This is a genomic window from Secundilactobacillus similis DSM 23365 = JCM 2765, from assembly GCF_001311075.1.
Lineage (GTDB): Bacteria > Bacillota > Bacilli > Lactobacillales > Lactobacillaceae > Secundilactobacillus > Secundilactobacillus similis.
Genome location: NZ_BBAD01000002.1, coordinates 53,039 through 79,106, shown reverse-complemented (window position 1 = coordinate 79,106; position 26,068 = coordinate 53,039). Strand labels below are relative to the sequence as shown.

At 48.3% G+C, this 26,068-nt stretch carries 21 protein-coding genes and 3 pseudogenes; 8 read left to right on the top strand and 16 right to left on the bottom strand.

Translation table 11 applies throughout. The features are described from left to right. Positions 1–3: 3 nt before the first annotated feature. On the bottom strand, positions 4–1,356 hold the full coding sequence (locus tag JCM2765_RS00965; RefSeq protein ID WP_054732676.1) for an NCS2 family permease: 1,353 nt from the start codon (positions 1,354–1,356) through the stop codon (positions 4–6). Positions 1,357–1,526: 170 nt separating this feature from the next. Between JCM2765_RS00965 and add the strand changes: the two are divergent. Further along, positions 1,527–2,542, top strand: a pseudogene (gene add, locus JCM2765_RS00960) (adenosine deaminase). Positions 2,543–2,619: 77 nt separating this feature from the next. Here the strand turns inward: add and JCM2765_RS00955 are convergent. The 10 genes and pseudogenes from JCM2765_RS00955 to pdxS form a co-directional block, all read right to left on the bottom strand. Next, the gene (locus JCM2765_RS00955; RefSeq protein ID WP_054732673.1) at positions 2,620–3,420 is read right to left on the bottom strand and encodes a Cof-type HAD-IIB family hydrolase; all 801 of its coding nucleotides are present in this window, start codon (positions 3,418–3,420) and stop codon (positions 2,620–2,622) included. Between the two features lie 379 nt (positions 3,421–3,799). Further along, positions 3,800–4,267, bottom strand: a complete 468-nt coding sequence (locus JCM2765_RS00950; protein ID WP_054732671.1) for a GlcG/HbpS family heme-binding protein — start codon at positions 4,265–4,267, stop codon at positions 3,800–3,802. A 181-nt stretch (positions 4,268–4,448) separates the two neighbouring features. Next, complete coding sequence (locus JCM2765_RS00945; RefSeq protein WP_054732668.1) at positions 4,449–5,459, bottom strand: carboxylesterase family protein; 1,011 nt, start codon at positions 5,457–5,459, stop codon at positions 4,449–4,451. 117 nt (positions 5,460–5,576) lie between these two features. Continuing rightward, positions 5,577–6,176, bottom strand: coding sequence for a cadmium resistance transporter (locus JCM2765_RS00940; protein ID WP_054732665.1), 600 nt, complete (start codon positions 6,174–6,176; stop codon positions 5,577–5,579). Positions 6,177–6,381: 205 nt separating this feature from the next. Further along, entirely contained in the window at positions 6,382–6,966 is a 585-nt protein-coding gene (gene nrdG / locus JCM2765_RS00935) for an anaerobic ribonucleoside-triphosphate reductase activating protein (RefSeq protein ID WP_054732663.1), read from the bottom strand. Between the two features lie 14 nt (positions 6,967–6,980). Beyond that, a pseudogene (gene nrdD, locus JCM2765_RS00930) lies at positions 6,981–9,178 on the bottom strand (anaerobic ribonucleoside-triphosphate reductase). Between the two features lie 561 nt (positions 9,179–9,739). After that, a complete protein-coding gene (locus JCM2765_RS00925) occupies positions 9,740–10,276 on the bottom strand; it encodes a GGDEF domain-containing protein (protein ID WP_054732660.1) in 537 nt (178 codons plus the stop codon). After that, a complete protein-coding gene (locus tag JCM2765_RS00920) occupies positions 10,276–10,755 on the bottom strand; it encodes a hypothetical protein (protein ID WP_156301630.1) in 480 nt (159 codons plus the stop codon). Before JCM2765_RS00920 ends, JCM2765_RS00925 begins: the two co-directional genes overlap by 1 nt. Positions 10,756–11,085: 330 nt before the next feature. After that, positions 11,086–11,646 (bottom strand): pyridoxal 5'-phosphate synthase glutaminase subunit PdxT, encoded by a 561-nt coding sequence (gene pdxT, locus JCM2765_RS00915; RefSeq protein ID WP_054732655.1) that lies wholly within the window; start codon positions 11,644–11,646, stop codon positions 11,086–11,088. A 15-nt stretch (positions 11,647–11,661) separates the two neighbouring features. Further along, positions 11,662–12,546 carry a pyridoxal 5'-phosphate synthase lyase subunit PdxS gene (gene pdxS, locus JCM2765_RS00910; protein WP_054732653.1) on the bottom strand — a complete coding sequence of 295 codons (885 nt, stop codon included), beginning with the start codon at positions 12,544–12,546 and terminating at the stop codon, positions 11,662–11,664. A gap of 113 nt (positions 12,547–12,659) precedes the next feature. Between pdxS and JCM2765_RS00905 the strand changes: the two genes are divergently transcribed. Together JCM2765_RS00905 and JCM2765_RS00900 are read left to right on the top strand one after the other, a co-directional pair. Beyond that, the gene (locus JCM2765_RS00905) at positions 12,660–14,120 is read left to right on the top strand and encodes an aminotransferase-like domain-containing protein (RefSeq protein WP_082404928.1); all 1,461 of its coding nucleotides are present in this window, start codon (positions 12,660–12,662) and stop codon (positions 14,118–14,120) included. 190 nt (positions 14,121–14,310) lie between these two features. Then, a complete protein-coding gene (locus JCM2765_RS00900; RefSeq protein ID WP_054732651.1) occupies positions 14,311–15,528 on the top strand; it encodes an acyltransferase in 1,218 nt (405 codons plus the stop codon). Positions 15,529–15,631: 103 nt separating this feature from the next. Here JCM2765_RS00900 and JCM2765_RS00895 read toward each other — a convergent pair whose 3' ends face one another. After that, positions 15,632–16,738: a GGDEF domain-containing protein gene (locus JCM2765_RS00895; protein ID WP_162231379.1), complete on the bottom strand. Its 1,107-nt coding sequence runs from the start codon at positions 16,736–16,738 to the stop codon at positions 15,632–15,634. A 753-nt stretch (positions 16,739–17,491) separates the two neighbouring features. Here JCM2765_RS00895 and JCM2765_RS00890 point away from each other — a divergent pair. Beyond that, a complete protein-coding gene (locus JCM2765_RS00890) occupies positions 17,492–18,106 on the top strand; it encodes a LysM peptidoglycan-binding domain-containing protein (RefSeq protein ID WP_054732646.1) in 615 nt (204 codons plus the stop codon). 63 nt (positions 18,107–18,169) lie between these two features. Here the strand turns inward: JCM2765_RS00890 and brnQ are convergent. From brnQ to JCM2765_RS00875, 3 genes and pseudogenes are all read right to left on the bottom strand, one after another. Next, positions 18,170–19,515 (bottom strand): annotated as a pseudogene (brnQ, locus tag JCM2765_RS00885) (branched-chain amino acid transport system II carrier protein). A gap of 187 nt (positions 19,516–19,702) precedes the next feature. After that, positions 19,703–20,392: a fructose-6-phosphate aldolase gene (locus tag JCM2765_RS00880; protein WP_054732643.1), complete on the bottom strand. Its 690-nt coding sequence runs from the start codon at positions 20,390–20,392 to the stop codon at positions 19,703–19,705. A 10-nt stretch (positions 20,393–20,402) separates the two neighbouring features. Further along, positions 20,403–21,359 (bottom strand): sugar-binding transcriptional regulator, encoded by a 957-nt coding sequence (locus tag JCM2765_RS00875; protein ID WP_054732640.1) that lies wholly within the window; start codon positions 21,357–21,359, stop codon positions 20,403–20,405. A gap of 390 nt (positions 21,360–21,749) precedes the next feature. Between JCM2765_RS00875 and JCM2765_RS00870 the strand changes: the two genes are divergently transcribed. Together JCM2765_RS00870 and JCM2765_RS00865 are read left to right on the top strand one after the other, a co-directional pair. Further along, the gene (locus JCM2765_RS00870) at positions 21,750–22,853 is read left to right on the top strand and encodes a glycerol dehydrogenase (RefSeq protein WP_054732637.1); all 1,104 of its coding nucleotides are present in this window, start codon (positions 21,750–21,752) and stop codon (positions 22,851–22,853) included. A gap of 159 nt (positions 22,854–23,012) precedes the next feature. Next, positions 23,013–23,294, top strand: coding sequence for a putative quinol monooxygenase (locus JCM2765_RS00865; protein WP_054732634.1), 282 nt, complete (start codon positions 23,013–23,015; stop codon positions 23,292–23,294). A gap of 294 nt (positions 23,295–23,588) precedes the next feature. Here the strand turns inward: JCM2765_RS00865 and JCM2765_RS00860 are convergent, their stop codons facing one another. Continuing rightward, positions 23,589–24,131, bottom strand: a complete 543-nt coding sequence (locus JCM2765_RS00860; RefSeq protein WP_054732631.1) for a TetR/AcrR family transcriptional regulator — start codon at positions 24,129–24,131, stop codon at positions 23,589–23,591. A gap of 153 nt (positions 24,132–24,284) precedes the next feature. On the opposite strand from JCM2765_RS00860, the gene JCM2765_RS00855 reads away from it, so the two are divergent. After that, complete coding sequence (locus JCM2765_RS00855) at positions 24,285–25,055, top strand: SDR family oxidoreductase (RefSeq protein WP_054732628.1); 771 nt, start codon at positions 24,285–24,287, stop codon at positions 25,053–25,055. A 126-nt stretch (positions 25,056–25,181) separates the two neighbouring features. Then, a complete protein-coding gene (gene pepI, locus JCM2765_RS00850) occupies positions 25,182–26,060 on the top strand; it encodes a proline iminopeptidase (RefSeq protein ID WP_054732626.1) in 879 nt (292 codons plus the stop codon). The last annotated feature ends 8 nt before the right edge of the window (positions 26,061–26,068 follow it).

The following is a 26,068-nucleotide window of genomic DNA, read 5'->3' as shown; positions in this document are numbered from 1 at the left end:
TGATTATGACTTTGGAATCACGTTCAAGACGTACAGCAAGAGTACGAATACGAAGAGCATGATCCACATGATGTAGTTGACTTCCTTGCGCCGGCCAGCAACGGTCATCAAGATTGGGTAAGTTAAGAACCCAAAGGCGATCCCGTATGAAATGTTGTAGGTCAACGGCATCCCGATCACCGTCAGGAAGGCAGGCAAGGCAATTTCAAATTGGTTCCAGTGAATCTCACTTAAAGCAGAAACCATCAGCACCCCAACTACGATCAACGCAGGTGCGGTCACTTGGTCGGTCACAACGGTCAACAGTGGTGAGAATAACATACTGAAGGCAAACAAGATCCCAGTCGTCAACGACGTCAAGCCAGTCCGGCCACCAACGGCGATCCCGGCAGATGATTCAACGTAGGCAGCTGTTGGCGTCGTCCCCATAACGGAACCGGCCAACATTGAAATGGAGTCCGCCATCAAAGCGCGGCCAATCCGAGGCATCTTGTTGTTCTTCATGATGCCCGCTTGTTGGGCCAAACCGATCAACGTACCGGCCGTATCAAAGAAGGCCACCAACAAGAAGATCAGCACAACCGCCCACATTTGCGGATCAGCGATACTTGGTAAGTGCTCGACCCCAACGCCAAAGGTTGGTTTCAAGCTAGGTGCCAGTGAAATGATACTGCTTGGCGCTTTAATCAAACCGGTCGCTAAACCTAAAACGGCCGTTGCTACTAACCCGATAAAGATGGAACCTGGCACTTTTTTAGCCATTAAGATGGCAATCACGAAAATCCCGAAAATGGTTAACCAAGTCGTTGGCACCGTAAATGAGCCAATCGCAACGAGGGATGACTTATCCGCAACGATCAAGCCGCCCCCTTGCATCCCGACGAATGCGATAAAGATACCGATCCCAGCAGCCATCGCCAGTTTCAAATCCTTTGGAATCGCATCGATCACGATTTCCCGAACTTTCAGGAAGGATAAGATTGTAAACAGCACGGACGCAACGAATACGCCGGCCATCGCCTTTTCCCAAGGAATGCCCATTCCTAAAACAAACGGAAAAGGTAAAGAACGCGTTATCGCCAAGGCTGGTGCAATGGCGATTGGGTAGTTGGCAAGAAACGCCATCAATAAACAACCAATAATTGCTGAAAGTGCGGTGGCCGTGAAGACGGCCCCTTTGTCCATCCCAGCAGCCCCTAAGATGATTGGGTTAACGAATAAAATGTAAGCCATAGACACGAACGTAGTCAGGCCGGCTAAGAGTTCGCGACCCACCGTGGTGTTTTGTTCGGAAAGATGGAAGGTCCGGTCAAGATAACTCCCATTACTTGTCGCACCGTTACTTAAATTTTGCATGAGCGTGATGATCCCCTTCGTCTGTTTGTTAAGTACAGTTCGTATTATGCCATATATTTTTAATTAACACAACATCAATATTCGTGTTTTATCGGATTGACTAGTTTGATTTACGTGTTACACTGAATATGTAATTTAAAAAACAAACAATATCATTGGAGGCATTCAGTATGAGCACCGAAGTGACGCCGGCCTTTACCCAGGGATTACCAAAAGCCGAATTGCATTTACACATTGAAGGAACCCTTGAACCCGAACTTAAGTTGAAGTTAGCCAAACGCAACCACGTTGACATTGGCCAATCGAGCATCGAAGACGTGCGGGCCACCTATCAATATGATGACTTAGCTTCCTTCTTAGCGGTCTACTACCCCGCAATGAACGTCCTGCAACACGAACAGGACTTCTACGACTTGGCCTTTGATTATCTAAAACGAGCCGCTAAGAACCACATCCGCCACGTCGAAATTTTCTTTGACCCACAAGCCCATACCAGCCGTGGCATTGCATTTGAAACGGTGATCAACGGCTTGTACCGCGCGACGGTGGACGCTCGGGCGCTCAACATCGATGCCACGCTGATCATGTGCTTCCTGCGCGACTTTTCTAAAGAGTCCGCACGCAAGACGCTTGAAGAAGCCCTTCCTTATAAGGATAAATTCGTGGGCATCGGTCTCGACTCCGATGAACACAACAACCCACCTCTGAAATTCGCTCGTCAGTACGAAGACGCTGCTGCAGCCGGCTTACACTTAACCGCCCACTGTGACATCGACCAAAAAGATTCTATTGAACATATCCGCCAAGCGCTTGAAATCATGGGCGTTGAACGACTCGACCACGGTACCAACATTGTTGAAGATCCAGATCTGGTCGACTTTGTGGCCAACCACAACATCGGCATGACCTCTTGCCCACTTTCTAACGCCTTTGTGTCACCCGAAATGAAGGGAAAGGAAGTCCTCGAACTCTTGGCTAAAGACGTCAAGGTTTCGATCCATTCCGATGATCCGCCTACTTCGGCGGCTACATCAGTGATAACTACTACGCCATTGCTGATAAGTTCAACCTCACTAAGGATCAAGTTGTCCGCCTTGCTAAAAACTCGTTTGAGACTTCTTGGATCAGCGATGAAGCTAAGGCACTTTACTTGGCTGAGATTGATGATTATGTTGCGGCGAACTAACCCGAATCCAAACTAAAAACCGGTCTCCCGACTTTCATTTCTGAAAGCCGGGAGACCGGTTTTTTTAATAAAATTAATTACTTTTCTGCCGCCAACGCTTGCTCCAAATACTGCAAGACGCCCTGCTCATTCGCAGCCGGCGCCGTATCATCACTCACCGCTTGAACGGCCGGAACAGCGTTCGCAACCGCAATTCCGCGGCCAACTTCAGCCAGCATTGGCACATCGTTACGATCATCGCCAAACGCCCACATTTCAGCGGTGCTGATGCCTAACTTATCCCCCAACGTTTGAAGACCAGTTGCCTTATTCACGCCGGGATAAACGAGATCGATACTCGTGTGCCCACTCGTCATCGGTGCCACCAACGGCCCTAACAGTTGCTTAACGTCATCGTACAGGGCCGCTAACTCATCTGCAGGGGCATTTAACGTGAACTTCACGATGTGATGTGCTGAGTCTTGAAGATCATCCACCAACGTTAACCGGTCGCAGAACTTACGAGCCGTTGCCAAAACCGGTTCTGGCTCCGTTTTACGAATGAAGGCCATTTCAGGATTACACATTGAAAAATGGTACTTCGAATCAGCCGTTAACCGTGAAATCACTTCACTAGCCACGTCATCACTAAACGTGGTCAACGCGTACGCCTGCGTTCGATCAGACACGTACGCGCCATTTTCCGCCACGTAAATCAAATCCGGATAGTCCGGAAATAGATTCGTTAGGTGGTACTTCTGGTTCCCACTCGCGATCACAAACCGAATGTTTCGATCAGCTAACTGCTGATAAATCTTGGTGAAGCGTTGATGATCGTAGTGGCCTGCATCCGTTAAGAAGGTGTGGTCAATGTCTGTCGCAATGAGTTTGGGTAGCATGGTTGAAGACTCCTTTTTTGGTCGTTGGGTTTAGTGTAACACATTGTGGGTGACGGCTTGAAACCGATGAATTATGGCCTGTATAGCGCGATTCATTTGGTTATTCAGTGTATGTTGATTGCTGTTGTTGGTAGATTGTGGTGCCGGCGACGTGCTTTCCGTCTACGTTGTTTTCGGCTTAGTTTAAACTGGTATTTCTTGGAGTTCTGGTTACCTAAGTGAAGGTTGGTTGCCTAACCGCCTTCTTGCCACCACGCCGAAATGCGCAAAACGAAGCTGAGCGTTGCATATAAGAAGAGCCAAGCAGTATTGCCCCAAACCCGGGCAATACTGCTTGGCTCTTCTTATACTCCACGCTCAAAGCGCTTCGTTTTGCGCTCTAGTCACTTAATTCCATAAACTTAGCTACAGTCGCTTCACAGATTGCTTGGTCTTCTTCAACCAATCCACCGCTGACACCGATCGCACCAACGATTTGTTCGCCGAATACCAATGGGATCCCACCGGCGAAGGATACTAAGTCGCCATCCAACATGGTTTCCATTGCGTACAATGGGGCGCCTGGTTGGATCTCTGAGCTAACTTCCTTGGTTGGTTGCTTCATTGAGATAGCTGACCAAGCCTTTTTAGGTGCCAATTGAACACTTACCAAGTTGGCGTTTGGTAAATGGTATGACATTTGAACCACGCGGTCGGCGTTCATAATGCAGAACGTTACCCCAACGCCAAGTTCGTTGGCTTTAGCGATTCCGGCATCGATTGCACTCAACATCTTGTGTGGTTCAAACAATTCAGTCATGGCATCGTAGTGCTTTTGGGCAATTTCGGTAAAATCTTGTTTGTTCATTTTGGTCTCCTCCAAGTTCGTATTAAAGAATATGCTCATATTATCACGAGAAACTTGCTAAAGCAATTAATTTTCGATTAGATTAGTAGTTTTTTCACAAAATTAATGATTAAATCCCATTTTGCCAGTTTCGCACCTTAAATTAGTGATACCGCATAATTACGGAATAAACTCAACCTTATCACTTACGCTGATTAAACAGCCAGTCTCGAACAGATGGGACCGTATAGCCGTAATCAAACGATGCCATGTGTTCCATCGCTTGCTGTGAATTTGTTAACACAGAGCCACTTGTCCAAGTGATAAAGTTGGCATTCGCCTTTTTCGCCAACATCTGATTGATCACCTGATTTTTGGTTTTAGCGCTTGCCGTGGCGGATAAGGTGCGATGCGTATACGCAACGTTACTCTGCTTCAGGTATTTGATCAACGAATTTTGTCCTGAAACCGCTGTGCTATCGCCACCCGCAACAATGTAGAAAAACTTTTGGTGTTTCAACGCCGCCAACTGTTTCACATCCCATTGCGAGGAAACGTATAACGTTGCCGCAAATAACTTCGGGTAGTGCGAATTCAAGTAGAACATCGTCATCCCACCCATGGATTGACCAGTACCATACAGGCGGTTCTGGTCAATATTGTACTGCTTCTCCAGCGATTTCAGCAGATCCAGATACGTTTGAACCTGTTTCTTCACCACGGCCGACCCCGATTGCCCCATACCACCAGAGACGGTTGAGGTGCTAAATACCGGATCAACGACAAAACTCGCGTGCTTAGCTTGTTCAGACGGTGTCGCCCAAATGACGCCACCATACCCTTGCGTAAGCCCACTCACCGTCGACTTACCAGTGACGGAATCATCATGGATAAAGCTGACCAACGGATACGCTTTGTTCTTGTTATAGTTTTCCGGAACGTACAGGTTATACTTTAACGTGACCCCAGTTTTTGTATCCTTGTACGATAACTGTTTGAATTTAGACTTTGTTTCCGATAACACCGTTTTGAGCGAACCATCAGCCTTACTGTCATCCGTACTCGTTTTCGTCATCGTTGTCTGACTCGTTTTTTTAGCTGAATTGCCACTAGAACTACTGCTTGCACTACTTTTTGATTGCGTCGTGGAACAGGCCGCCAATCCTAAACCTAACATCAGAATCGGTAGTGTTAGTAACCATTTTACCTTCATGTTTAACCGTCACCTTCTATTAGTAATAGTGACATTATGCCTAAGTTAACTGAAACTGAACTTAAAAACGAATCAAAAAAACGCTGATTGAAAAATTCTCTAATCAGCGCTACCCATTTAATTAAAGGCGCCGTTTTTAAACAGCACATAAATACCCAACAACACAAAAATCAGCGGAATCAACCAGCGCCGGTAACGCTCAATTCGCACCTGCAACGCTGGCAGGCTGGCCAACCGATAGCCGAAGTAACACCAAACCAAGGTCATCGCGCCATAAACCGCAATGATCACCCCAAGCTCCCAGTTGCTATACTGCGTGAACAATGGCACATAGATACCAATATTATCCGCACCGTTTGAGATGGTGAGCAGGCAAATTCCCAGTATGTTGCCAATCATTGAATGCTGGGCAACCACTGTTTCGGGCATGTTTTCGTTATCGGATTTGCTTTGGTAGTAGTAATCGTACCAGTATTTAACCCCTAAAATAATCGGTAGAATCCCAATCCACTTCAAGATGGACGTTGCCACTAACCCTAGACCGTAGTTGATCAGCAAGCTAATCAGCACCAAGCTGCCAATCCCTAATAGCTGACCCGCTATAATATGCCCCGTTCGGTACTTCCGGCGCTGCGTAAACAGCAACGTCAACACAATAATGTCATCTAAATCCGAACTTACAAACGATAAGATTCCCGTCAAAATTACCTGCAGCACCGTCTCCACCTCTTTGTGCTAAGTGTAACTTGTGACCCTTAAAATGCAAAGTCCTCCCGCCGAGTTTGCCAAAATGGCACTAAAATTGCGCAAATATTAGCCGTTTTCGTCACTAATATTTGACTTGTCTATCAGCATTATTTTGACTTGCCACGACTAAACGGGCTGCTCACCAAATGATGAGCAGCCCGTTTTTTAACAATGATTATTTGATTAACTTATCCCACAACACAACGTCACCCGTTGCTAACGACGCTGGGACATTAATGATCCGTTGGTTACTACTCCCACGAAACTGGAGAGTCAGGTCCATCTTAGCTTGTAAGAACCGACCATCAACCAAGATATCCAATAACTGCAAGAGTTCTCGCTTATCCTCAGACTCCTGCTTGAGTTCGTCCCAGGTGTAGCCGGTCCAGCTCCAGATATCCTTGGTATCACCAAACTCTTCGCGAACTCGGCGACATAGTTTCAGGCAAACCTGCGTATTTAAAAATGGTTCGCCACCCAATAACGTGAGGCCTTGCACGTAAGACTGACCCAAATCAGCAATAATCTGATCTTCCAGTTCCTGCGTGTAGGGTTGGCCAAAGTGGAAGTTTTGCGCCACTTTGTTGTAGCACCCCGGGCAGTTGAACTTACAACCACTCACGTAGAGACTGCACCGAACCCCTTCGCCATCCACAAAGTTAAACGGCTTATAGCTCGCGATCCGTTGGTCGCTCAACTCACTAGCCAACCACTCCTTGGGTTCGGGATTTCGTGGTAACTTAACTGATTCCGTTGTCATCTCATCACTCCTGATTACTGCCGCGCAATGTCGTTTTGGTCATTACCCAACGTCATGTGCTTGACCCGACTGGCAATTTCAACGTGGCGGCCGTGAACCATTGGCCGTTGGTTTGGATTGCCTAAATAGCCACAGGTCCGCTTTACAACATCACAGGTTGCGGGATCGTGATTGCCACACTGTGGGCATTCAAAGCCCCGGGCAGTTGGTTTAAATTCACCCTTAAAGCCACATTCAAAACACTGATCGATTGGCGTGTTAGTCCCAAGGTAGCCAATTCGGTCGTAGGCGTAATCCCACACGGCTTCTAGCGCCTTAGGGTTTTGCTTCAGGTTTGGGTATTCGCAGTAGTGAATAAACCCACCTGAGCTGTATGGCGGGTAAACTTTTTCAAAATCAATTTTTTCAAACGGCGTTGGTGCTTTCCGAACATCGTAGTGGAAACTGTTCGTATAGTATTCCTTATCCGTCACGTCTTTGATTCGGCCAAACTTCTTAATATCGGCTTGGCAGAAGGTGTTCGTCAAACTTTCAGCCGGTGTTGCGTAAACGCTGAAGTGGTAGTCGTACTCGTCACTCCACTGTTCACAGTTATCGTAGAGCGCTTTGACGACTGCAACGTAAAGGCCTTCGCCTCAGCATCGTGCTCCCAGTTAGGACCAAAGAACACCGTCCCGACTTCGTACAAGCCAATGTAGCCCAACGAAACCGTAGCCCGCTTGTTCTTGAAGAGTTCATCAACCGACTGTTCCCGGGTCAAGCGCTTGCCAAATGCCCCGTATTGATACAAAATCGGTGCATTTTCAGGCGTCGCTTGCTTGGCGCGGTTCACTTTAAAGACCAGCGCTTCCTTACAGATGGCCAAGCGTTCGTTTAAAATTGACCAGAACCGATCCTGATTACCCTTCGATTCAAGTGCAATTCGTGGCAAATTCAGCGTCACAACGCCCAAGTTCATCCGCCCGGCATTGACTTCGTTACCCTGTTCATCTTGCCAACCCTGAAGGAAACTCCGGCAACCCATTGGCGCTTTAAAGGAGCCGGTCAGTTCAACCAACTTGTCGTACATCAACACATCGGGGTACATCCGCTTCGTCGCGCATTCCACCGCCAACTGTTTGATGTCGTAATTGGGATCTTGAGGATCGAGGTTCAACCCCCGCTTAATTGAAAAGACCAACTTAGGGAAAATGGCTGTCCGCTTTTCTTGACCCAAGCCACCGATTCGCACTTTCAAAATCGATTTTTGAATCTCACGTTCGATCCAGTTCGAACCTAACCCAAAACCAAGGGTGGTAAATGGCGTTTGGCCTTGAGATGAATAAAGCGTGTTGATCTCATACTCCAACGCCTGCATCGCATCGTAGATATCTTTTCTAGTCTTTTCCTTCGCAAATTCAGCTTGGCGCTCGGCACCATCGATCCATTCCTTAGCATCCGCTAAGTGTTTCTCGTAGTTCTTCATCGCAAATGGTGCCAACAATTCGTCGACCCGGTCAGCTGAACAGCCACCATACTGGCTAGAGGCAACGTTAGCGATAATTTGAGACATTTGAGCCGTGGCCGTTTGAATGGAGTGTGGTGGTTCAACTTCGGCGTTGCCAATTTTGAAACCATGGTTCAGCATTTCCTTAAAATCAATCAAACAACAGTTAGTCATTGGACTGTATGGTTGGTAGTCCAAGTCGTGCCAGTGAATGTCACCCTTCAAGTGCGCATTGGCAACCTTTGGCGGCAACATCTTCAGCCCCATCGCCTTGGCAACTGTCCCCGCTGTCAGGTCGCGTTGCGTGTTGAACACGTTGCTGTCCTTATTGGCGTTTTCGTTGACCACCGTTGAATCCTTTTTTAATAGCTTTTGAATCGTGAAGTTGATATCGGTCGCTTGATTACGCTTTAAGTCCTTTTGCGTCCGGTAGTTAATGTAAGCTTTCGCCCAATCGAACTGTTGCCGTTCAATCAGTTCGTGCTCCACAATGTTTTGGAGTTCGTAAATCTTAACGTCGGTCTGGAACCGGTTCGTGACTTCAGTTAAAACGGCCCCCAACACGTCATCAATATCGTGTTGATCATCCGGCGTCAACGCCGCGGTCGTCGACTTGGCCGCCCGTTCAATGGCCCGTTCAATTTTTGCTAAATCAAATTCCACGTGCCGACCATCGCGCTTCACAACGCTCAAAGTCGCAATTCCCCTAGTCTTTGGTTCTTGCATGGTATCCACTCCCATCTCTCATCTCAATTAACAGTTACGACCATCATAGCGACTTTTACGGTTGGGTTCAACTACATATTGTGGTCAACTCAGTCGAAATACTCGCCATAAATACAAGATGTAGAATTATTCTGGATTGAAACTAGAATTTCGTCCAGCAATCGAGTGGGTGGTATTCTGAAATTAGATGAGATTGTTGGAAATATTCTTTAGGGTGTTACTAACGTTTGTGTTTAGGTTAACGCGATTTAGGTGTTGGCTGTTTGTCGGCGCTTCGCTTGCCAAAACCGCATGAAAACTGGCGCGCTCAGACTACAAAATTCGGCATCGCTTAAACTGTTATTTCCGGGGTTCCTTAAGTGACTGGAGCTTGTCAACCACGCACTTTCTGGCCACCACGCCGAATGGCAGATAGGCTTCTGACTTCGTCGAGTCGTGCTGCGCGAGGCAAAAAGCTATGTGAAAAGGCTCTAAGCCAAACTACCAAAACCCGGTAGTTTAACTTAGAGCCCTTTCCACGCCGCCTTCTAACCGCCTCGCTCCGCACACTATTTTCGCACACTAACCTTCCATCATCGTCCCCTGAATCGTAATCGCATCACGACCATTTTCCTTCGAATGATAGAGGTTCTTATCCGCTCGGCGATAAATTTCCAAACAGCCTTCATCTTTAAGACTGCTATAATCACAACCAATCGAAATCGTCCAGTTGATCGTTGTTTTCGGTAGCATCAACCGCTGTTGCCGAATCTTCGTTTGAATCTGTTGACACAACCGTCGTGTCCAGAGTTCATCACCAGGTTTAACTGGTAGCAAAATCCCGAATTCTTCACCGCCAACCCGATAGGCATAGGCATCCGGATCGGCTTCTTTCGCCAACTCATTAAGCGCCGTGGCAGTTTGCTTGAGGACAGAATTGCCAACCAAGTGACCATAAGTGTCATTGATGGCTTTAAAGTGGTCAATATCCATCATGACTAGAATAAATTGATTCTGGGTTTCCTTGAACTCATCGTACTGTTGACTCAAATCATTATTGAAGGCCCGAAAGTTCTTAATCCCGGTTAAATCATCAAAATTAGCTTGCTTGGTCAGCATCAGTTCGCGATTATATCTCGCCGCAACCGAACGTTAAAGGCGTTGACTAAAATAAACTGGCCACTAAAGATGGCGAAGTTAACGGCCCAGTCACCAAGCTGATCACCGTCAGTTGCGGTCCCAACCGCGATCCAAACAGGAATGCACATGACCACCGCACTCAGGTAAATTTGCCAAACGTGCTTAAGCAACTGCTCACCAAAGTGCGAAATCACCATTGCAATGGCCAAGGCCGCAATCAATGTCGGCCATGAATACCAATATGAAAAGAAGCCCCGCTCCCAGTAGAATAGCAGACCAACGCCGATCAAGAATCCCCGACCAACACTGGATCGAACTGTGACGGCCATAAAAATGTAAAGTATCAATTGAATGTTCAAAAACGTCCAATCAAATGAATAGGCGCCCGACCCAATATTTTTAAAGGTCACGACTTCAGTGTGCAAAAAGAGCAGCATCGCAAAGAGAAAGCTTGCCAATACTGTGTCCACTAGCACTGACGGGTGTGTTGCGATATTAACTTATCTTCCAGCCACTTTGAAAGGGCAATGACGCCCAGTATCAGGAAGAGATTACCAAATTGAAATTCATAGTACATCTCGTGTGCTCCTTAGCGGTAACGCCTATCCGGTCGTCATCCCGACTAAACCGGTCGTATATATCATGTCTACCCTTTAATATACGCTACTGATTATATATTTCAAGCGATTTCATAAATTCGTTTAACCGTGACGTGCCGCTAAATCAGGCCGCAAAAAAACACCCACCGGTTCGATAAGAATTTAGTGGGTGTTTTCAAAATAAAAACCTTAACTAGCCGTCTTAACTAACTGATCAATAAAGTACTGATGGAACCGGTGATCCGCCGTCAGTTCTGGATGGAACGCGGTTACTAAGATGTTACCCTGAACCGCGGCAACAATCCGACCATCCGGCAACGTTGCCAACGGTTTGGCAGCATCACCAACAGTTTCAAAATACGGTGCTCTTATGAAAACGCCATGAAATGGTTTTGACCAGCCCGCCACGTTAATGTCGGCTTCAAAACTTTCTCGCTGGCGACCAAACCCGTTGCGAATCATGGTGCCTTTAATGCCATTTAACGATTCGGGTTGCGCTAACAATACCAACCCCGCACAGGTCCCGAAAATTGGAAAGCCCTGCTTAACGAGTTCTTGCAGTGGTGCCAGCAGGTTTTCGCGCACCAGTAACTTCCGAATCGTAGTACTCTCACCACCGGGCAACACTAGCCCGTCTAACCCGGCTAAGTCAGCCGGTGTTTTTACTGGTCGGCCCGTTACGCCACACTGTTGCAGTTGCGCCAGGTGCTCACTCACAGCGCCCTGTAACGCTAATACGCCAATTTTCATGTTGTCATCCCCTCACTAGATCCCGCGGTCAGCCATCTTTTGGTCATCCGTCAACGTTGAGATTTCGATGCCCTTCATTGGGTTACCGAGATTCTCCGATACTTTGGCAATCAACGCGTAATCGGTTGGGTGCGCCGTAGCGGTCACAATAGCCTTCGCAAATTTCGCTGGGTTCTCAGACTTAAAGATCCCTGACCCAACGAAGATGCCATCGGCGCCCAAATTCATCATCAACGCGGCATCTGCTGGGGTTGAGACACCGCCAGCCGCAAAGTTAACTACGGGCAACTTCCCAGTGTCATGAACTTCTTTCACCAAGTCGTAAGGCGCCCGCAAATCCCGCGCAATCGTCATCAACTGGGCCTCTGTAGCCCCAACCACGTGGCTGATTTGTTGATTGACCTTTTCCATGTGCCGAACCGCTTCAATGATGTTGCCGGTCCCGGGTTCCCCCTTTGTCCGTAACATTGAGGCACCCTCACCAATTCGCCGAAGGGCTTCACCAAGGTTGCGGCAGCCGCAAACAAACGGCACCGTGTAATCGTCTTTTTTAATGTGGTACTGGTCATCGGCTGGGGTTAGGACTTCACTTTCATCAATGTAGTCAACGCCAATGGCTTCCAAGATGCGCGCTTCGGCAATGTGGCCGATTCGAACCTTGGCCATCACAGGAATCGTCACCGCGTCCATAATCGACTTGATCATCGCGGGGTCAGACATTCTGGCAACCCCGCCAGCGGCGCGAATATCTGAGGGCACCCGTTCAAGGGCCATCACGGCAACGGCGCCGGCTGCTTCCGCCACCTTAGCCTGCTCGACATTGGCAACGTCCATGATGACGCCACCCTTTTGCATTTGTGCCATACCACGTTTTACAGTTGTTGTTCCAGTTTCTGTCATAATTGAATCCCTCCAGCGCTTAAATTTTAAGTTTATGTTAGGCTGGAAGACAGATAATAAAAACCACCAATTGGTTGGTATTTTTACCACCCAATTTTAGAAAGGATATCCGTATGAACTGGCAATTACCCGCAACCCATCAATCACTCTACTTACGCGTCATCGCGCTGATCACCCACGCCATTGAAACCGGCGCCCTGCTTCCCGGCGAAAAACTTCCCGCTGAACGGCAATTGGCCGAAAAACTCGTGGTGAACCGCTCAACGATTCAGCACGCCCTCAACGAACTGGTCAGTAACGGGCTCCTCGTTCGCAAGGTCGGTAGTGGCACCTGGGTCAGCACCGACAAGTGGGGCGTGCTCCCCGAAAACGTGAACTGGCAGAACTACCTGTCCACGAACCGGTTCGGCGATCCCGCCAATTACCTGACTCGCTTACGGGCGATGGAAACCGAACCCGATGTCATTAATCTGGCCCACTTTAACATCTCCCCAGAACTGGCTTTGCCAATCTCACTCAATCACGTTTCCGCTGAACAGCTGATCGACCAAGAAACCAGCGTTAATTTAAGTGGCGCAACAGTCCTCAAACGGCAACTCGTTCAGCACCTAACTCCCCTGCTCCAGCAAGCTATTCAACCCGATCAAATTCTCATCACTTCAGGCGCCCAACAAGCCTTTTACCTCATCACGCAAGGCCTCCTATCTTACGGGGACGCAATTGCGATTGAAAAGCCCTCCTACTTCTACCAACTGGCGCTCTTTCAAGTGGCCGGCATCCGGGTATTTGGCATCCCGCTCCAACCAGATGGCAGTCTCGACCTCGTGGCATTGCAGAAAGCCTACTATAAGCACCACTTTCGCTTCCTATTCGTGAACCCCAATGGTCAAAATCCAACCGGGATGGCGATGCCCCTTGCCAAACGCCGCGCACTGATCAAAGTTTGCCAGCAACTAAAACTGCCAATCGTGGAAGACGACCCCTTTGGCATTAGCAACGCCCTTAACCCAACGTCACCAATCGTGCCACTGAAGGCGTTGGATCCTAATAACGTGCTTTACGTTGGCTCACTGTCGTCCCTTGTTGGGAGCCATACTCGAATCGGCTGGTTGCTGGCGCCCGCTTCCTTGGTAACGCGCTTAGCCGACATTCGCCAGCAAATGGAAGCCGGTATGAGTATTTTCCCTCAACTTATCGCCACTCAGTTCCTCGCCCAACCCAATCTCGCTGACCAGGTCAACCAGCAAACCGCCCAACTCCGTCAACGAACGCAGTGGCTCCATACAGCGCTCCAACCACTAGCCGATGACGATCAATTAACGTATCAGCAGCCAACCGTTGATGGCAGCAGCTTTTGGGTGCAGTTAAACGTTAATCGGTCGCTCACCGCCGCAGACTACGACCAGTTTTTAACGCACCAAGTGCTCGTTCGCCCCGACTTCTTGTTTGGGGCCCACCAGAACCACATCCGGCTGGGAGTTGCCTACTTCACAAAAACGCAAATTTCAGAGCTTCGGACCCGGTTAACGCAGATTTTGACGCATTTTAACACGCAATCTGAAAATCCGCTGTGAGTTAGGACTAGTTTCTCGCTGTAATCTTTGTTATCATGTTAGCCGCATGGTCAGTTAAGGGCCTTGACGGCTACGCCCGTTTTAAGCTCACTTTAAGTTACCATTGGTAGCCTTGATAGGTTATCGTTTCAGCAATTTTTAAATCATTAACTCATTATTGATAGTCAATTAAAGATCGGAGTGACACACGTTGCAAGCTCAAGCTGTTCAAGCGCAAAAAAAGAAGCGTCGACACCTTTATGAGGTCGACTTTATGCGGATCTTCTTCATTTTCGGGGTGTTATTAAACCATTCCACCACCGTTTTTCTTCACGAGATGAGTTCAACGGGCTGGGAACATCTGGCCCTGCTGTCGACCCACTTGATGTTGCACTTTACCCGAATGGGCTTCATGTTCATGACCGGCCTCGTGCTGACGTTGAGTTACTACAACCGAAACGACTGGCCAACCTTCTTCAAAAAGCGGTTCGCCGGTTCCGGTTGGCCGTACCTGTTGTGGAACTTCTTCCTATTATTAGCCATGATGGTCTTCTCTGATCCCCATCTGGCCAATCTCTCAGTGTTCAGCCAAACCTACTTCGATGCCATCATCCACGGTGATCGTTTCTACCTCTACTATATCCTGATCACGCTGCAGTTATACATCATCTATCCGCTGATCGTCACGCTGTTCAAACGGCTGTATAACTATCATAACTGGATCCTCGGCATCAGTTTTACGATTCAGATGATCTTGATGTTTGTAATCAAATACGTCTATCCACACATCGACAAAACCCACTGGCTCTGGTGGTTCCAATCCTACGGGGTCAACGTCTTCACCTACCAGTTCTTCTTCATCTTCGGGACGTACACCATGTTGCACTACAATGATATGTGGGCGTTTATCCAGCGCCACATTAAACTCATCGCCACGTTCACCATCGCAATGGGGCTGGGAACGGTGCTCTACTACACTTGGGACACCAAGATCATGGGCTTCAGCAGCGCCGCAGCCTTGTCGCCTCACCAACCCTACATGCTGGTTTACGATACGTTGATGATCATCTTCGTCTTTTGGATTGGTAAATGCTACGCGTACTGGCGCGAACACGGCATCTGGCCTTGGTTTGAAGCCTTCATCAAAACTGGCGCCACCATCAGTTTCGGGATCTACCTTGACCAAACGCTGGGGCTCAACATCTTGACCCGAATCGTCAGTTACTTCAACCTGCCTGATTGGGGCTTCCTACTACTCATTCCCGTTGGCTACGCCTTCGCGTTAGCGGTTTCCTTCCTCATCGCGCTCTTCTGTTATAAAGTGCCGCCATTCGGCATCTTCATTGGCCGACCACAGTGGCACATTTTGAAGAAGAACCGGGATGCGGCGAAAGCGAGAGCGGCACGCAAAGCGTTGGAATCTAAATAATTAATTTGCTTGAAAAAAACACCCAACAAATCCAACACTAATAAAGGCACCGCGGACCGCAAACGTCCGTGGTGCCTTTATTAGTAGCTTAATTTCAAACCCGTTACTCGGTCGCCGCATCCCCCTGCGCCCGCACACAGTTACGCCCGCTCTGCTTGGCGGCGTACAGGTTACGGTCAGCCTTCTTGTACACGTCATTGGCACTGTAATCGCCAGCCTCCACACGTGCCTGTCCAATTGAACACGTGATGGTCAGGTTCGGATCAGCATCCGGGAATCGCACCAACGTCAGCAAATACAGGAACCGTTCACCAATCGCCACCGCCTGTTCGTGGGTCAACTGCGTGTGGGCGATGATGGCAAACTCCTCGCCACCCAGCCGGTATGCGGTCGCGGGAAACGGTAAGGTCACAGCGAACGAATCGAGCTCCAGAGCCAGCTGCCGCAAGACCACGTTACCCGCCGGATGGCCGTACGTGTCGTTGATGTGTTTGAAATGATCGAGGTCGCCTTCAAAAACGGAGTACTGCTTGCCGTCCTTTTGAAATTGAGCAAATAGTTGGTCGAGTTCCTTATTGAACGTGCCGAAGTTTTGCACGCCGGTTAGCTCGTCAATCGTACTCAGCGCGTGCAGCTTATCCGTCCGCTGCCGGGTTGCGCGCATGAGTTCATCGAAGGTCAAAGACAAAGTGCCAAGCACCAACAGTGTCACCAGCTGTTGTGCCCAGAATAGCGAGTCGGTTTCAGCCACATTGACATCACTAACCAGTACTGCCACACCAAATACAACCAGCGCAATGACATTCATAGTGAGGTGTTGCGTCATTTGCCGCGCGAACCGCTGTGTTAAGAAGATCAGCACGACCGCAAGCACCACACCGACCGCGGAAAAAACCGACACCCGCGCGCCGAGCCAAAGATAAAGCACTACGATCAGCACTGCGCTGAGAAGCGCTGGCCAACGAATTCCCTGCTGCAGGTTGACCATGTACAGCGTGACGATCAACATGACCAGATATGGTCCTGCGCCCGGGTCGCGCCAAATCTGCGCGACTAGAAAGACCAGGAACACGCCCCCAGCGATGTACGTCAGCATTCGGTTATGCGCGATGACAAACGGGGTTGCTGTACTGGCATTCAACCAGTAAAGAAACGAAATTGCGCCGACCATCACCAACAAGCCGCTGCCCAGCGTCAATAGATATGTCATAATACTCCCGGTTACAACCATAAACTGCTTCACTCCAGTACATCTACAAGTAAGGATGCAGGCCTGAATTACGCCCGCACCACAGACTCCGTTTTTTCAAAAACGTTTTTCACAAACTGTCGCTTATAGTTTATATATTAGCACAAAGCGTGGGGACGAGTAACTAGTCCCCACGCCGGATGTGGTATTGGCGTCAAAAGTGAAACTAACGCAAATCATTCATGAGTCATCCAGCCTAAGTCGTTGGCAACCTGCTGCAGATTACCGTCGCGGTACGCGCCGCCAAGTACTGCCTTGACTGTTGCCATTACAAATCGGCAAGACGCTCGAACTTTCAGGCAACGAAATTCGGCGCCACCTAAACTTGTTCTTTCTAGGGTTCCTGAGGTTTCAGGTATTTGTCAACCACGTCCTTTCTGGCCACTACGCCGAATAGTGCTCCGCACACTACCCCCGAACACCACATCACTAAAAAATGATAATCAGTAACATATTTAATATAGTACGATACACTTTTACCCATAATTAACCGTTTTCGATAGTGCTATCAACCACTTTCTCCGGTTTTAGACCTGAATTTGGCAATATTACAAAAATTACAGAATTTTGAAATATTGTCATAGTCTGACGCACGTTCTTAAGGTCACTGACATTCGAGGGTAACACCCCGCCTGTAGACTGTGTCGTGTTGATTGATATTGATCGACACATTGAAGAGACCGATTTGGTTCTAAATAATAGGAGTGTATATTCTTGAATAAATTAGTAACGACTATCTTAGCCACTTCCGCAGCAGCTTTAGGCTTGTTCTTTGCCGGCACTAGCGCAAGTGCATCTACGACCTACACTGTTAAGTCAGGCGACTCAGTTTGGGCGATTTCGCAAAACTTCAACACCACGATCAACGCTATCGAAACTGCTAACAACATCAACAACCACTTGATCATCGCTGGCGAAAAGTTGACGATTCCTGATGGCTCAACGACAACTAGTACGACTACCGCTACTAACAATGCGGCAGCCACTACGTCATCAAACCAGGCTGCAACTTCAACTTACAGCCAACCAGCAACGTCAACGCAATCAAACACCACTAGCAACACGACCACTTCAAACAGCTCAAGCTACGGCAGCAGCTCACAAAGTGCCGTGTTAAGCCAAATGGCTGCTAGAACCGGTGTTTCTGCTTCAACTTGGAACGCCATCATCACCCGTGAATCAAACTGGCAATCTGGTGTTGTGAACAGCACTAGTGGCGCCTACGGGTTATTCCAAAACATGCACATCAGCAGCGGCGATGTTCAATCACAAATTGACGCAGCCGTTAGCTTGTACAACACTCAAGGTTTAAGCGCCTGGGGTTACTAAAATTTAAATTTAACTCAAAAAAGCGCCTCTCGAGTAATCGAGAAGCGCTTTTTTTGTGTTAAATTACGATACCGTTGCTGATTTGGTCATCGTCTTAGCTAACAGCCAACCAACGATCACACCGATAACGGCTGGCACTGTCCAACCTAAACCGATACTGAAGCCCGGTAACCACTCACCCAACTTCAACGTTGCCGCGACAACACCAGTGTGTAGGTTAGCCGGCAACGCATTTAGCCCATCCAACAACGCTGGAATTACCGTAAACAGCGTCACCGTTCCGAACAGCCAGCGTGATTCGCCCAGAACTGGCGTTAGTAACCCTAATAGGATCAACGTAATCGCTAACGGATAAATGAAGTACAAGATTGGCGTTGAGAATAACAATAGCCGATCTAAGCCAACATTAGCGAAGATTAACGGTACGGCGCTCGCTAACGCAATCAGCACTGCGTAAGGCACCTTGGGGAAGAGTTCCTTGAAGGTGTCCCCAAACGCCGTAATCAAGCCGATAGCGGTCTTTAAACAGGCTAGGATGACTAACACCATCAACAAGACGTTCCCGAAACTGCCAAAGTAGGCGTGGGCCACGTTGGCGAGAATCGGGCCGCCATTCGCTGCCCGTGAGAACGTGCCAAGCGCATTTCGCCCCAGTAGTGCTAACAGGCCGTAAATAATCGCCATCAGCGCTACTGCAAGACTCCCAGCCCGAATCGTATCCTTGGCAATTTGTCCCGGTTGTGTGACGCCAAGACCTTAAGTGCATTGACCACGATGATACCAAATGCCAACGCGGCTAGCGCATCCATCGTCGAATAACCGGCCGTAAAGCCCGCAACTAACGGCACACTAGCGTAATCGCCAACCGCCGCTTGTCCATGTCCCATCGGTTTGATGATGACCATCACCAATAAAATGGCCAGCAACACTAAGAAAGCCGGCGTGAGCACCTTACCCACGTATACCATAATCTGGCTTGGCTTCCGCGCAAACAGCCAAGCAATCAGGAAGAAGGCAACTGAATAAATCAGTAAGCTACTACTTTGATGCGCTGAACTGATAAACGGACTCAGACCAACTTCAAACGAAATTGAAGCCAACCGAGGTAGCGCGAATAACGGCCCGATACACATATACAATAGAATGGTAAAGCAGTACGCGTATAGCCGCCCAACTTTTTGGGCTAACGTGAACACGCCATCCGTCTTAGTGACTCCAATGGCCGCCACGCCTAATAGCGGTAAGCCAACACCAGAGACCAAAAAGCCAATCAACGCTGGCCAAAACTGAGTCCCCGCCTGTTGCCCCACGAACACCGGAAAAATCAAGTTGCCGGCGCCAAAGAACATCCCGAACAACATCATGCCAATGAAGATCAGGTTTTTGGTGCTAAGTTTCTGAGTTTCCATATCACTTCTCCTTGTCTCCGCCCAGCGGCAACTACTGACGACATTTGCTGTCACCCTAATGCCAGGTGCTGGACGCCAATTCAACGACCCGTTACATAATTCAAAAACATTATACCGGTCGGAAACGATAAAGGCGTTGGAAACGAATTAGAAATTTAGGGAAATCTCATAACTTTAATTAATTTGTTTATTCAGGCAGCTGATTAATCGTACTCCCTTCTCCATACAGCGACTCCCAGTCTGTTGTAAATTGCGCAACCGCATCGTTAATCGCCGGCGTCCCCAAAGCTTGGTCAATGAGTTCCGGGCCCATCGTTACCGCCTGCGCACCAGCGGTGAAGGCATCGTTAACCTGCTGAACCGTATGGAAACTAGCTGCTAAGATTTTAGTTGCGGCATGGTCGCGTTCAATTTGAGCTGCCAAATGCGCAATAACCTGATTCGCATCGATATTCATATTAACCATCCGATTAACGTATGGCGCAAGGTAGTCAGCACCGGCCGCAATCGCTAAACGCCCTTGAAATTCACTATAAATTGCCGTAGCCGTCACGTGACCACCCTCCGCCTTCAACTGCTTCATGGCAGCTAAACCGGCCGCATTTGTCGGTATCTTAATATAGGTCGCCGAGTCAACTTCAGTCATGATGCGGTGCGCATCGGCTAAAATTCCCGCCGTTGTCTGCCCCACCGCTTGAACGTGTAATGTCCGTTCATCACCGATCAACCGGCGAATTTGGCGCAAATGTTCAAAAAAGTCATCAACCTTGCCTTCTCGACGAACGATCGTTGGGTTAGACGTCACGCCCGCCAATGGTAAGTCCCGAACGCCCTTTTCAATTGCTGCTAAGTTGATTGTATCTAATAACCATTCCATTATCTTCACCTCATTGATCGGTAGCCAGCGCTAAAATGCGGGTCGCCGTTTCTTCATCCGTAACTAATGTGTTTAACACGTGCATCTCCATCAACGTCTTGATGGAGGCTGCCTTTGTCAGTGACCGAGCGACCCCGATACTGTGTGGTGCTCGTTTCAGCTCCGCAAGGGAAATCGCAATCGTTCGGTTTAAAAGATCACCTGTCAACACCTTGCCGTTTCGGTCGTAAAACGTACAACAACAGTCCCCAATCGCTTGCCGCTCACGCAGTAGGTCAATATCAGCTGGCTGTAATAAATCTCGCCAACGACTTGTCGTTTTCGTCATGGGGCCGCCAATGCCAACAACTGCAATGTCTAGCTTTTGCCAGTAATCCTGAATATCCCGAAAGTACTGTGAACTAATAATGCCATCGCGGATATACTGCGTTTCCTGAACCGCAGCCGCATCCACAAATAAACTCCGTCCACCAAATTGATGAGCCGCATCGTATACGATGCCGTTAACGTGATACTGCGCATTAGACGGGCTGGGGCCGCCAACTAATGGCACAAAAACGGCATCGGTTTTCATTGGGTGTTCTAGCTGTCCCACCATGCCGGACAAGGTGCTGCCCCAAGCGAACCCCACAACATTGTGGGGCCGAATAATTTGTTTTAAATACTGGGCTGCCGCTGCCGCCAACCGTTGATCCTTCTGGGCAACTGTTTCACCTTCAAAATTGGGGACCACCACGACCTGACGTAGACCGAAAGTCGTCTTCAACGTGGTTTCTAGCTGAAACAGTTCTGCATTAAAATCATTGATCTGAATCGTAACGACCCCAGTTTCACGCGCTTGTTTGAGTAACCGGCTAATCGTGGTTCGATATAAATCAAGCTCTTTGGCAATGGTCGCTTGCGTCTGGTTTTTGACGTAGTACAGGTAGGCCACTTTAGCAAGTAACGCCCGTTTTTCCGCTTTCACTCCTCATCACCTTCTCTTAAATGTAAATAACAATTTCACAATGTAGCTAAGAAAACGATTTCTAAACAAAATTTCCTATTCTAACATCTCTTTGTATAAAATGACTTATCCGGATTAATATTTTTTCGAACGATTGCTCATATTCGTTGTTATATCAACCTTTACCATCAGAGTAACTCCTTAAAGTTTATCACAATTGCACACTTTATTCTAAAATAGTTTAATTGCACATTTGAGCTTTTTATCATCGAAATAATCGCCCTATCACTTCATAAACGCCTTTAAATCAATAATCTAACGTTAAAGAAATAATTTAAGCTACCAAAACCATTTCAACATTGAACAATTCATCACATAATAAAGTCATTAAAGCCTTAGGAGGAATTCATCATGGATAAGATTTTTGGTAGCCCATCGACTTACATTCAAGGACCAGGTGCCCTTTACGATAGTGCGGAGCACTTGAAGAAATTTGGTACCAAAGCCGTTTTGTTAGCTGACGAGATTGTTTATAAAATCGTTGGTACTGACTTCTTGGCCTACTTGGAAAAGAACGGCATCACGGTTAAGAAGGTCGTCTTTGGTGGCGAAGCTTCCGAAGAAGAAGTTACCCGTGTTGGCGGTATCGGTAAGGAATTTGGCGCTGAAATGATTATTGGGTTAGGCGGCGGGAAAACTCTTGATAGTGCCAAGGCCATTGGCGATGACTTACACATTGCCGTTGTGATTTTGCCAACCTTAGCCTCAACCGACGCCCCATGTTCACGGTTGTCCGTTATCTACACCCCAGCCGGTGAATTCTCTAAATACCGCTTCTACAGCAAGAACCCCGACCTTGTGTTAGTTGACACCAAAGTTGTTGCTGGTGCCCCAGCTTCTCTGTTTGCTTCAGGGATTGCTGATGCATTGGCCACTAACGTTGAAGCCCAAGCTGTTGCGTTAGGCAAAGGTAAAACCATGTTAGGTGCCAACCAAACCTTAGTCGGTAATGCGATTGCCGAAAAATGCGAAGAAACCTTATTTGAATACGGGATGGAAGCCTACGTTGCTGTTAAATCTCACGTTACATCCAAAGCTTTGGACAAGGTTGTTGAAGCCAACACCTTAATGAGTGGGGTCGGTTTCGAAAGTGGTGGTTTATCAGCTGCTCATGCCATCCATAACGGGTTAACCGCCCTTCACGGTGACATTCACAAGAAGTCTCATGGCGAAAAAGTGGCCTTCGGGACCCTGTCACAACTCTTCTTGGAAGGTGCCGATCAAAAGAAAATTGATAAGTTCCTTGAACTATACTTGAAGTTAGACCTGCCAACCACTTTCGCCGACCTCAACATTCCAAACGTCAGCGATGAAGACTTACTGAAAGTTGGGACGTTATCGTGTGCCGATGGCGATACGATGCAAGAAATGCCATTTACCGTTGAACCAGAAGACGTCGTTGAAGCGATGAAGGCAGCTGATGCTTACGCTACCTATGTTAAAGCTAACTGTTAATTGACAATTAATCCTAAAATGACGCCCGTAACCTGTTTACGCGCGTCATTTTTAGTGGAAATCAGTGCTTTTCAAGCTTAAATCAACTAAAATGACCCTAATGAGAGGGGCTGAGACGTTCTCACCCTTCTCAACTCAAACAGAAAAGGATGTGTCATGATGAAAGTCATCAACGTAGAATTAGCCGTTATCCCAGGTAAGCAAGCCGCTTACGAAAGCTTCATTGCAGAATTAGTCAAGGGTTCAAGAGCCGAAGCCGGTAACGTCAGCTACGACCACTTCAAGAAGGTCGACAGCGATACCGATTACGAAATCATCGAACATTGGCGCGATGCCGATGCCGTGGAATCACACAACGGTACCGAACATTTCCAAAAATTCTTAGCCGGCGTTGGTGACTTTTTGACGCAGGATCCGGTGATTATTCGAATGGACGCCTAGAGCGCGGAGAAAAGCGGTTAAAGAGTGGAGCACAAGCCTGCCTGCCATAAGTCCTGGTTTTGGGGACTTGTGGTAGGCAGGGCTTGTGTGCAACTCTTTGCTTTTCGGAGCGCATTTCGGCGTGGTTGCCTAAAAATACCCTGCTGCCAAACTTCACAATCATCCCGATTATCCGGAAAATGATAGTCACAAAAAACGCCGAAATCAACACAACAGCAACGCTCGTCGCCCCACCCTCACAACAAACCAAAAGCGGTGCAACTCCCACTCAGAAGTTGCACCGCTTTTTCATTCTCATTCCTCGACCTCCAACGCATCAACATTAAACAACTCCTGAAAGTACGCATTCATCCGCGCCTCATCCACATCCAACTGAAAATCACGTTGCCATTCAAAGAAACTAAACCCGTTATTCACCAACGTATACGACAACAACGCTTTGGGCACGTCCGACTTAAACGTCACGTCCTGAAAGCACTCCATGTAGTAGTTATAAAAATACTGCCGAAACACCCACTGGAAACTGGCATCATCCATTTGCTTCACATTAATAGCCGATAGCGGTGCCTTCACCACCTTGGGAAATACCGAAAATGGCTGACGAATCAATTCCGCCACTGAAATCTGGTCACTGTTCGCCGTCAATTCTTTAAATACGTCGTACAACAGATCCGCCTTATCGTGGTAGTGCTTATAAAACGTTGCCCGGTTCACCAACGCCGTTTCACAAAGGGCCTTCACGGTAACCTTTGAAAAGGGCTCCTGCAATAGTGCCGCTTGAAGTGTCTGTTGCAACACCCGCTTGGTTTTTCGAACCCGTAAATCTTGATCATTCACTATAATCACCGTCCCGGAAATAATCATCATTTATTTAATCTGTATGGTTAACTAAACAGATGCTGTTCACTGATGAGCATCTATATTGTACCGTACTCCCCCGACCTTTTATAATAAAGCTAACAGCAAATTAACTTTTAGGAGGTCATCACTATGTCAACTCGTTTATTGGATAAAGTCGCTATCATCACCGGTGCTGGTTCAGGAATGGGCAAGTCAATCGCCATCGCCTACGCCAACGAAGGCGCCAAGGTCGTGCTCGCCGACGTGAACGCCACCACCCTTGACGAAGTCGTTACTGAAATTACCGCATCTGGTCATTCAGCTACCAGCGTGGTTGCTGATATGTCGAAGTCAGCTGATATTAAAGCACTTATCGAAACTGCCGTAAATACTTACGGTCAACTCGATATTCTGGTCAATAACGCTGGTATTATGGACAACTTTAAAACCGTGGGCAACGTCACCGATGACCTCTGGGATAAAGTGATTGCCATCAACTTAACTGGGCCATTCCAAGCCTGTCGGGAAGCCATCAACGTGATGAAGGATCAGAAAAATGGTGGCATCATTATCAACAATGCCTCAGTCGGTGGCCTCTATGGTGCTCGTGGTGGCGCCGCCTACGCTGCTTCGAAGCACGGTTTGGTTGGGTTAACCAAGAACATCGCTGCCACTTACGGTACCTTTGGCAACATCCGTTGCAACGCGATCGCGCCAGGTGGCGTGGCAACCAACATCGGCAACACAATCACCGACCCCGATCCACTAGGCGGTCAAGCCATTGCGGCAGCCGGCTCAATGGATGCGCCAATGGGCCAGCCGGAGCAAATCGCAGCCGTGGCGGTCTTCTTAGCCAGCGATGAATCGTCCTTCGTGAACGGCGACATTATTAAAGCCGATGGTGGCTGGACTGCCCGGTAAATTCCAATCAATAATCAAAAGCACCAAGAACGCCTTAAACGGGAATTCTTGGTGCTTTTGATTGTCCGCTAGCATCTCTCCGTCAGCGTGGTACACTGAATTTATCAAGAAAGGACCGACTGCATTTTGAAGATTCAAGAAGGTTACATGCCGTTTCACGAGTACCAGACCTACTACCGCATCGTGGGGGAACCCAACCCAGACAAGGCGCCGTTATTACTGATTCATGGTGGCCCCGGGTCATCGCACAACTACTTTGAACTGATCGACGACTACGCCAAAACTGGCCGTCAGCTGATCATGTACGACCAAGTGGGCTGTGGCAAGTCCTCGCTTCCCGAAGATGAAAGCATCTACGTCAAGGAAACTTGGGCGGAAGAGTTAATTGCGTTACGCAAATACCTCCACTTAGACCAAGTGCACATGCTGGGGCAATCCTGGGGTGGCATGCTGGAAATGTACTACCTGACACAGTTTGACCCAGAGGGCATCAAGAGTGTCATGATCGACGGCTCCCCGGCTTCCATCAAGCTCTGGACGCAAGAACAGCACCGCCTGATCTCCTACCTCAGCTACGAAGACCGCGCCGCCATTGCCGAAGCAGAACGAACCGGTAATTTCAGCGGGCCAAAATACCTGGCTGCCAACGACCGCTACATGGAGCGTTACTGCTGGGACGATCCCGATGAAAACTCACCGGAACCGCTCCGTCGGCCAACCAACGGTAAGCGTGCTAGTTTGATTGCTGAAGGCCCCAATGAATTTACCGAAAACGGGACAATCAGTGACTACGACGTGACCGATGACCTGCATAAGATCCACGTGCCCGTTTTAGTGACCAGCGGGACCGACGACCTTTGCACACCACTGGTTGCGAAGTCCGTGGTTGACCACATTCCGGGCGCTAAGTGGCACCTGTTTGCGAACAGCCGGCACCTTGCGCTGTTGGATCAACATGATGAATTTATCAGCGTTTTGGATAACTGGTTAACGCAAAACGACTAACTAAAAAA

Coding starts and splice junctions, on each gene's coding strand:
- JCM2765_RS00865 (WP_054732634.1), top strand. CDS start 23,013: ATGAAAGTCATCAACGTAGAATTAGCCGTTATCCCAGGTAAGCAAGCC.
- nrdG (WP_054732663.1), bottom strand. CDS start 6,966: ATGACAACGGAATCAGTTAAGTTACCACGAAATCCCGAACCCAAGGAG.
- JCM2765_RS00955 (WP_054732673.1), bottom strand. CDS start 3,420: ATGCTACCCAAACTCATTGCGACAGACATTGACCACACCTTCTTAACG.
- pdxT (WP_054732655.1), bottom strand. CDS start 11,646: ATGAAAATTGGCGTATTAGCGTTACAGGGCGCTGTGAGTGAGCACCTG.
- JCM2765_RS00905 (WP_082404928.1), top strand. CDS start 12,660: ATGAACTGGCAATTACCCGCAACCCATCAATCACTCTACTTACGCGTC.
- JCM2765_RS00880 (WP_054732643.1), bottom strand. CDS start 20,392: ATGGAATGGTTATTAGATACAATCAACTTAGCAGCAATTGAAAAGGGC.
- JCM2765_RS00945 (WP_054732668.1), bottom strand. CDS start 5,459: ATGAAGGTAAAATGGTTACTAACACTACCGATTCTGATGTTAGGTTTA.
- JCM2765_RS00870 (WP_054732637.1), top strand. CDS start 21,750: ATGGATAAGATTTTTGGTAGCCCATCGACTTACATTCAAGGACCAGGT.
- JCM2765_RS00950 (WP_054732671.1), bottom strand. CDS start 4,267: ATGAACAAACAAGATTTTACCGAAATTGCCCAAAAGCACTACGATGCC.
- JCM2765_RS00895 (WP_162231379.1), bottom strand. CDS start 16,738: ATGACATATCTATTGACGCTGGGCAGCGGCTTGTTGGTGATGGTCGGC.
- JCM2765_RS00855 (WP_054732628.1), top strand. CDS start 24,285: ATGTCAACTCGTTTATTGGATAAAGTCGCTATCATCACCGGTGCTGGT.
- JCM2765_RS00965 (WP_054732676.1), bottom strand. CDS start 1,356: ATGCAAAATTTAAGTAACGGTGCGACAAGTAATGGGAGTTATCTTGAC.
- pdxS (WP_054732653.1), bottom strand. CDS start 12,546: ATGACAGAAACTGGAACAACAACTGTAAAACGTGGTATGGCACAAATG.
- JCM2765_RS00925 (WP_054732660.1), bottom strand. CDS start 10,276: ATGCTGACCAAGCAAGCTAATTTTGATGATTTAACCGGGATTAAGAAC.